Below are 8,455 nucleotides of genomic sequence, written 5' to 3' on the forward strand. Positions count from 1 at the left end.
GCGCTCGGGCCCCGACCACGCGCCGCGCTCACCGTGCTGGTGGACCTGCCCGGACTTCCGCCGGCGGAGGCGACGGGCGCCTCCAAGCAGGCGGCCCAGAAAGCGGCGGCCGCCGCCTTCCTGGTGCGCGAGGGGGTGTGGACCGGCGAGGCGCAGGCGCAAAGCGGCACCTGAGAACGGGCCGCACCGCTTTTGGCCGGAGCACCGGCAAAAGTGATAGGATCAATCTTCACAGGTCGAAGGAACGGCCGCGGCGTCGGCCGCCGGCCCCAGTGAACGGGACATTATGAGCGGCAAGACAGGCGGCCGGGGCAAGGCCCAAGGCAAGGACCGGGATCCTAAGATCGACCAGCCGAGGCCCGAGGCCGCCGCGGCGGCGCCCGCACGCGCGGCGCCCGAGGGCGACGACGCGACGGCGCTCGCCGGGGATCCTGAGGCGGACCTCGCAGGCACCGCGTTCGACCCGGCGGCGGCAGATGACCTCTCCGACGATTTGGACGACGACCTCGACGACGAGGATCTGGACGACGAGGACCTGGACGACGATCCGGACGCCGATCTGGACGATCCGTCCAGCCCGCCCGCGCTGCCGGAGGGGCCGACCCGCTGCGGCTTCGTGGCGCTCATCGGCGCGCCCAATGCGGGCAAGTCCACCCTCACCAACGCTTTGGTCGGAACCAAGGTCTCCATCGTCTCCCACAAGGTGCAGACCACCCGCGCCATCGTCCGCGGCATCGCTCTGGCCGGCGCGGCCCAGCTCATCCTGGTGGACACCCCCGGCATCTTCTCGCCCAAGCGCCGGCTGGAGCGGGCCATGGTGTCCTCGGCCTGGACCCAGGCCGCCGACGCCGACGTGGTGGCGCTTCTGGTGGACGCCAAGCGCGGCCTTGATCCGGAGGTCGAGGGCCTTCTCAAGCCGCTCGCCGACATCCGCCGCCCGCGCGCGCTGATCCTCAACAAGATCGACCTCATCCGCCGCGACACCCTGCTGGAGCTGGCGTCCCGGCTCACCGAGCAGGTGGCGTTCGAGCGCGTCTTCATGATCTCGGCGCTCACCGGCGACGGCATCGAGGACGTCAAGGCCTGGTTCGCCCAGGCGGTGCCGCTCGGCCCCTGGCTCTATCCGGAAGACCAGATCTCCGACGCCCCGATGCGCATGCTCGCCGCCGAGATCACGCGCGAGAAGATGTTCCTGCGCCTGCACGACGAACTGCCCTACCGCTCCACGGTGGAGACCGAGAGCTGGAAGGAATTGCGCGACGGCTCGGTGCGCATCGAGCAGACGATTTTCGTCGAGCGCGAGAGCCAGCGCAAGATCGTGCTCGGCAAGGGCGGCGCCACCATCAAGGCGATTTCTTCGGAATCCCGCGCCGAAATCTCCGAGATCATCGAGCAGAATGTGCACCTCTTCCTGTTCGTCAAGGTGCGCGAGAACTGGGCCGACGACCCCGAGCGCTACCGCGAGATGGGCCTGGAATTCCCGAAGGGGTAGACGGCGGTGGAATGGAGCGACGAGGGCATCGTTCTCGGTGTCAGGCGCCACGGGGAGGGGGGGGCGCCATCGTCGAGCTTCTGACGCGCCGGCGCGGCCGCCATCTGGGCATCGTGCGCGGCGGCACCTCGCGCCAGCAGTCGAGCGTGCTCCAGCCCGGCAACACGGTGCTCGCCACCTGGCGCGCGCGGCTCGAGGAGCATCTCGGCAACTATCTCCTGGAAGCGAGCATCCTGCGGGCCGACCGGCTGATGGCGCAGGCCCATGCCGCCTTCGGCCTCTCCCACATGGCGCAGCTGCTGCATCTGCTGCCCGAGCGCGATCCCCACGAAGGGCTCTACGACACCACCGGCGCCATCCTCGACGCGATCGAGGACACGGACAGCGCTGGCATGCTGGTGGCGCGCTTCGAGTTGGCGGTGCTCGCCGAAATGGGCTTCGGGCTGGAACTGGAGACCTGCGCCGCCACCGGCGGGCGCAACGACCTCGTCTATGTCTCGCCGAAGAGCGGCCGGGCGGTGAGCCGCGATGCGGGCTCGCCCTTTCATGACCGCCTGTTTCCGCTGCCGGGATTCTTCCTCGGGGGCGCGAGCCCGCCGGGGACGGACGAGGTGGAGGACGGCCTGCGAATCACCGGCCATTTCATCGCCACGCGGGTTCTGGAGCCGCGCGGGCTGGCCTTTTCGCCCGCCCGCGCGTCGTTCATCGCGGCATGGCGCCGGGGCGCCGCGCCGCCATCGGACTGATCACCAGCAGGGCCGGCCCCAGCCCGGACCGCAGCGCCGGCCCGATCCAGACGCTGCGGCACCGGGTCACCCACCGCCAGCGGCCGTAACGCCACACGCGGACCTGCCGGCAGACGCGGCGCCACCGCACCTCCTCGGCGCCGGCCTGGGCCTGAACCGGACCGAGCATGGTGGCACCGGACGAACCCAACGACCCCGCGGCCGCGGGCGATGCCGCGGCCAGGAAACCAAGCACCAGAGCCCCGCCTGCCGCCAATGCCAGTTTCTTCATCCTGCATCCTCCATTCGGGCGTGCCGGTCACCCGGGCCGCCCGCCATATCCCGCATGCTGACGCTACGCGAGGGCTGCGGCGGCAGTTTGTCGGAACGGCGTCCGGCGCTCCCTTAACGCCCTGAATTCGCGAAAGTTTCCGCCGCAATCCGGCGAGGTATCCAGAAACCATGGCGGGCATCCGGCGGCGCTCGGAAAAGCGGCTTGCCGCGCCCCCTGGCGCGGGGTAACTGCGGACCCATGGCAACCCGCACACTCCCGCCCGGCGACGGGCATATCGAACAGGTGGCGCTGAAGGCGGCGCTGGAAGAGCGCTATCTCGCTTATGCGCTCTCGACCATCATGCACCGGGCGCTGCCCGACGCCCGCGACGGCCTGAAGCCGGTGCACCGGCGCATCCTCCACGCCATGCGCCAGCTCAGGCTCGATCCGGGGCAGGGGTTCAAGAAGTCCGCCCGCGTGGTCGGCGACGTGATCGGCAAGTTTCACCCGCACGGCGACCAGTCGGTCTATGACGCGCTGGTACGCCTCGCCCAGGATTTCGCCCAGCGCTATCCGCTGGTGGACGGGCAGGGCAATTTCGGCAACGTGGACGGCGATAACGCCGCCGCCATGCGCTACACCGAGGCGCGCCTCACCGAGACCGCCCGCCTGCTGCTGGACGGCATCGACGAGGACGCGGTGGACTTCCGCCCCACCTATGACGGCTCCGAGGAGGAGCCGGCGGTGCTGCCGGCGGCGTTCCCGAACCTGCTCGCCAACGGCTCCCAGGGCATCGCGGTGGGCATGGCCACCTCGATCCCGCCCCACAACGCCGCCGAGCTGCTGGACGCCGCGCTCTATCTCGTCGACCACCCGGACGCCATGGCGTTCGACCTCCTGAAGTTCGTGCCCGGCCCGGACTTTCCCACCGGCGGCATCCTGGTGGACGATCCGGTGGGCATCGCGGAAGCCTACGCCACCGGGCGCGGCTCGTTCCGCGTGCGGGCGCGCTGGGAGAAGGAGGAGACCGGCCGCGGCACCTACCAGGTGGTGGTGACGGAAATCCCCTACGGCGTCGCCAAGTCGCGCCTGGTGGAGAAGATCGCCGAGCTGCTCACCGACAAGAAGCTGCCGCTGCTCGCCGACGTGCGCGACGAGAGCGCCGAGGACATCCGCCTGGTGCTGGAGCCGCGCGCCCGCACGGTGGATGCCGAAGTGCTCATGGAGAGCCTGTTCAAGCTCACCGAGCTTGAGGCCCGCGTGCCGCTCAACATGAACGTGCTGGTGAAGGGCCAGATCCCGAAGGTGCTCTCGCTCGCCGAGGCGCTGCGCGAATGGCTCGACCACCGCCGCGACGTGCTGCTGCGCCGCTCGCGCTATCGGCTGGACCAGATCGCCCACCGCCTGGAGGTGCTGGGCGGCTATCTCGTCGCCTATCTCAACCTCGACGAGGTGATCCGCATTATCCGCGAGGAGGACGAGCCGAAGGCCTCGCTCATCGCCACCTTCTCGCTCACCGACGTGCAGGCGGAAGCCATCCTCAACATGCGCCTCAGGTCGTTGCGGCGCTTGGAGGAGATGGAGATCCGCAAGGAGCACGACGCGCTCAGCGCGGAGCAGGACCAGCTCAACAAGCTGGTGGGCTCGGAAGGCGCCCAGTGGCGCGCCATCGCCAAGGAAATCCGCGACACCCGCAAGACCTACGGCCCCGAGACCGCCCTCGGCCGGCGCCGCACCACCTTCGCCGCCGCCCCCACCGTGCACGAGGACGCCTTCACCGAGGCGCTGGTGGAGCGCGAGCCGGTGACCATCGTGGTGTCGCAGAAGGGCTGGCTCCGCGCGCTGAAGGGCCATGTGCAGGACCTGTCGAACCTGCAGTTCAAGGGCGACGACGCGCTCGGCCACGCCTTCTTCGCCGAGACCACGTCCAAGGTCATGGTGCTCGCCACCAACGGGCGCTTCTTCACGCTGGAGGCGGCGAAGCTGCCGGGCGGGCGCGGCCACGGCGAGCCGGTGCGCCTCATGATCGACCTGGAGCAGGAGGCCGAGATCGTCTCGGTCTTCGCCTACCAGCCGGGCCGTCGGCTGCTGCTCGCCTCCAAGGAAGGGCGCGGCTTCGTGGTGCCGGAGGACGACTGCGTCGCCAACACCCGCAAGGGCAAGCAGGTGCTGGTGGTGGACGCGCCGGACGCGGCGCTCAATGCCGTGCCGGTGGAGGGGGACACGGTGGCGGTGATCGGCGACAACCGCAAGCTGCTGCTGTTCCAGCTCTCCCAGGTGCCGGAGATGACCCGCGGGCGCGGCGTGCGGCTGCAGAAATACCGCGAGGGCGGGCTCTCCGATCTCAAGGTGTTCACGCTCGACGACGGGCTCACCTGGCAGGACACCTCCGGGCGCACCTGGACCGTGAAGCTGCCGGAGCTGGCGGAATGGCAGGGCGAGCGCGCCTCGGCCGGGCGCCTGCCGCCGAAGGGGTTTCCGCGCACCAACACCTTCGGCTGAGCCATGGGCGAGGCGCCGGCCGATCCGTCGCGAAGCGGGAGGCCCGGCTCCGCCTTGCGGCGGCTCGCGGCCTTCGCCCAGTCGAGCGCGCGCCGGCGCGAGATCGTCCTGGTGCTGATCGCGGCGGTGATGGGCGTGCTCGCGGGCCTGGCCGCCGCCTTCATGAGCACCGTCACGCAATGGGCGCACGAGGTGCTGTACGGGCTTGAGCCGGGCGCGCGGCTGAGCGCATCGCCGGCCTTGCTTTCGCCCTGGCTGGTGCTGGTGCCGGCGGCGGGCGGGGCGCTCATGGGACTGATCGCGCTGGCCCTGAAGCGTTGGCGCAACCGGCCCTTCGTCGACCCCATCGAGGCCAATGCGCTGCACGGCGGGCGCATGTCGCTGGTCGACAGCATCATCGTCTCGGCGCAGACCATGGTGTCCAACGGCTTCGGCGCGTCGCTGGGGCTGGAAGCGGGCTACTCGCAGATCGGCTCCGGCATCGCCTCGCGTCTCGGCCAGTGGTTCGACCTGAGGCGCAACGATCTGCGGATCCTGGTGGGCGCTGGCGCGGCGGCGGGCCTCGGCGCGGCCTTCGACGCGCCGCTGATGGGCGCCTTCTACGGCTTCGAGATCATCATCGGCACCTATTCCATTCCGGCCGCTGCCCCGGTGCTCGCCGCCACCCTCGCCGCGGTGATGACGGCGCGGCTGCTGGGCGCCCATGTGGAACGCCTCCACATGCCGCTTGAGGTGACGCTTTCGCCCATCGACATCGTGCCGGTGCTCGGCCTGGGGCTGGTGGCGGCGGCGATCGCGATCCTGGTCATGCGGCTCGTCACCGCGGTCGAGGCCGGGTTCGCCAAGAGCCGCATTCCCGCGCCGCTGCGGCCCATGGTGGCCGGGCTGATGGTGGGCGCGCTCGCGCTCTACAGCCCGCAGGTGCTCTCCGACGGCCACGGCGCCCTGCACAAGCAGGTGGAGAGCGCGGTGACGCTGTCGGTGGCGGTGATCTTCGGCTTCAAGATCCTCGCCTCGGCGCTCTCCATCGGCTCCGGCTTCCGCGGCGGCCTGTTCTTCGCCTCGCTGTTCCTCGGCGCGCTCATGGGCAAGCTCTATGGCGGCGCGCTGGCGCTCGCCTGGCCGACGCTCGGGCTGGATCCGGCGGTGCTGGCGGTGGCGGGCATGGGGGCGCTGGCGGTGGGCATCATCGGCGGGCCCATGACCATGACCTTCCTGGTGCTGGAGATGACCGGCGACCTCGCGCTCACCGGCTATGTGCTGGCGGGGGCGATCATGACCTCGCTGACGGTGCGGGAGACCTTCGGCTTCTCCTTCTCCACCTGGCGCTTCCATCTGCGCGGCGAGGCGATCCGCAGCCCGCAGGACATCGGCTGGATGCGCGAGCTGACCGTGGGGCGGATGATGCGCACCGATTTCGCGACCTTTCCCGTGACCGGGACCATCGGTGCGCTCAGGGCCGCGGTGCCGCTCGGTGCGCACCGGCTGGTGGTGCTGGTGGACGGCGAAGGGCGCTATGGCGGCCTGGTGCAGATGGCGGACGCCCACGCACCCGCTTGCGCGGACAGCGATCCGGTGACGGCGATCGCCCGGCAGGCGGACACGATGCTGCTGCCGGTTATGAACGTGAAGGAGGCGGCCACCGCCTTCGACGCCGCCCATGCGGAGGACCTCGCCGTGGTCGAGGACAAAGCCGGACGGCAGTTGGTGGGCCTTCTGGGGGAGGCCTATGTGCTCAAGCGCTACGCGCGGGAGCTGGAGCGCGCGCGGCGCGGGCTCGGCGCGGAGGAGTGACGCGCGCGCCACGCCCCGCCGGCCGGCGCCTTAACAGGACGGAAACCGGCATCGGCGAAAGTGGCGCCATGCAGAGTCGCTCCCGCCTCCAGACCATCCTCGCCACGCTCGCGCTCCACGTGGGCGCCGCCGCGCTGATCGGCTACTTCGCCTATCACGCTTATACCGGCGACCACGGCCTGCTCGCCAAGCGCAATTACGAGCACGAGCTGCAGGAGCTTCAGAGCGAGCTGGACCAGCTGAAGGCGCAGCGGGCGGCGCTCGAGCACAAGGTGTCGCTCCTGGCGGTGACCCAGCTCGATCCGGACCTGCTCGACGAGCAGGGGCGCCGGCAGCTGGACTTCATCCACCCCAAGGACGTCGTGCTGCTTCGCAATAAATGAACTCATATCGAGTTCACATGTCACGTGAACTGTTTTGCAGTTCAATTAAGCAAAATCAAGGACTGGCAACGTATTGCGGCGCAGCATCGCAAATTTGGCGCTTTGAGGGCGCGGCGAGCTGGAGTAGGAAAGTCCACCTTTCCGCGTATCCGAGGACGCCGATGGCTACCAAGAAACCATCCGCCCGCGCCGCCGCTGCCGAGCCCGCGATTCCCGCCTTCACCCCCGACGAGGACCTCGCGGCCTATCGCGAGATGCTGCTCATCCGCCGCTTCGAGGAGAAGGCCGGCCAGATGTACGGCATGGGCCTCATCGGCGGCTTCTGCCACCTCTATATCGGCCAGGAGGCCGTGGTGGTGGGCATGCAGCTGGCCATGAAACCCGGCGACCAGGTCATCACCGGCTATCGCGACCACGGCCACATGCTCTCCACCGGCATGGACGCCAAGGGCGTCATGGCCGAGCTGACGGGCCGCCGCGGCGGCCTGTCGAAGGGCAAGGGCGGCTCGATGCACATGTTCAGCATCGAGAAGCAGTTCTTCGGCGGCCACGGCATCGTCGGCGCCCAGGTGTCGCTCGGCACCGGCCTCGGCTTCGCCAACCGCTATCGCGAGAACGGCTCGGTCTCCGTCACCTATTTCGGCGACGGCGCGGCCAATCAGGGCCAAGTCTACGAGAGCTTCAACATGGCCGAGCTGTGGAAGCTGCCGGTCGTGTACGTGATCGAGAACAACAAGTACGCCATGGGCACCGCGGTCACGCGCGCCTCGGCGCAGACCGACTTCTCCAAGCGCGGCGCCTCGTTCAACATCCCCGGCGAGCAGGTGGACGGCATGGACGTGCGGGCGGTGAAGGCCGCCGGCGAGCGTGCGCTTGCCTTCGCCCGCGAGGGCAACGGCCCCTATATCCTGGAGATGCAGACCTACCGCTATCGCGGCCACTCCATGTCGGACCCGGCGAAGTACCGGTCGAAGGAGGAGGTGCAGAAGATGCGCACCGAGCACGACCCCATCGAGCAGGTGCGGGTGCGGCTCCTGGAGGCGCACAAGGTGGGCGAGGACCAGCTCAAGGCCATCGACGCCGAGATCCGCGACATCGTCAATGCGGCGGCGGACTTCGCGAGCCACGAGCCGGAGCCCGATCCCGCCGAGCTGTACACGGACGTGCTGCGCTGAGGCCCGGCCCGTGGCCGCGCTCTTCCACGTCATCGCCGGGGCGGCCCTGATCGCCGCCATCGCGCCTGGGTGGTCGCCGTGCGCGGCGGCCGCTCGGCCCTCGCGGCCGA

The 8,455-nt window shown here is 69.9% G+C and carries 6 protein-coding genes and 1 pseudogene; 6 read left to right on the top strand and 1 reads right to left on the bottom strand.

Annotated features, from left to right (window positions below; translation table 11 throughout):
• The first annotated feature begins 559 nt into the window (after positions 1 to 559).
• The gene (era, locus tag AC2W7M_RS14540) at positions 560 to 1,492 is read left to right on the top strand and encodes a GTPase Era (protein WP_486132976.1); all 933 of its coding nucleotides are present in this window, start codon (positions 560 to 562) and stop codon (positions 1,490 to 1,492) included.
• 6 nt (positions 1,493 to 1,498) lie between these two features.
• A pseudogene (recO, locus tag AC2W7M_RS14545) lies at positions 1,499 to 2,238 on the top strand (DNA repair protein RecO).
• Here the strand turns inward: recO and AC2W7M_RS14550 are convergent.
• A complete protein-coding gene (locus AC2W7M_RS14550; RefSeq protein ID WP_486132971.1) occupies positions 2,195 to 2,509 on the bottom strand; it encodes a hypothetical protein in 315 nt (104 codons plus the stop codon). The pseudogene recO and the gene AC2W7M_RS14550 overlap by 44 nt on opposite strands.
• A gap of 240 nt (positions 2,510 to 2,749) precedes the next feature.
• Here AC2W7M_RS14550 and parC point away from each other — a divergent pair, with 240 nt between their 5' ends.
• From parC to pdhA, 4 genes are all read left to right on the top strand, one after another.
• Positions 2,750 to 4,993 (top strand): DNA topoisomerase IV subunit A, encoded by a 2,244-nt coding sequence (gene parC, locus AC2W7M_RS14555; RefSeq protein WP_486132972.1) that lies wholly within the window; start codon positions 2,750 to 2,752, stop codon positions 4,991 to 4,993.
• A 3-nt stretch (positions 4,994 to 4,996) separates the two neighbouring features.
• Complete coding sequence (locus AC2W7M_RS14560) at positions 4,997 to 6,787, top strand: chloride channel protein (protein WP_486132973.1); 1,791 nt, start codon at positions 4,997 to 4,999, stop codon at positions 6,785 to 6,787.
• Between the two features lie 68 nt (positions 6,788 to 6,855).
• Positions 6,856 to 7,170, top strand: a complete 315-nt coding sequence (locus AC2W7M_RS14565) for an FtsB family cell division protein (RefSeq protein ID WP_486132974.1) — start codon at positions 6,856 to 6,858, stop codon at positions 7,168 to 7,170.
• 161 nt (positions 7,171 to 7,331) lie between these two features.
• The gene (pdhA, locus tag AC2W7M_RS14570; RefSeq protein ID WP_486132975.1) at positions 7,332 to 8,345 is read left to right on the top strand and encodes a pyruvate dehydrogenase (acetyl-transferring) E1 component subunit alpha; all 1,014 of its coding nucleotides are present in this window, start codon (positions 7,332 to 7,334) and stop codon (positions 8,343 to 8,345) included.
• Positions 8,346 to 8,455: the final 110 nt, after the last annotated feature.

The sequence above is a fragment of the Xanthobacter sp. BG11Y11_SDJG genome, assembly GCF_057364445.1.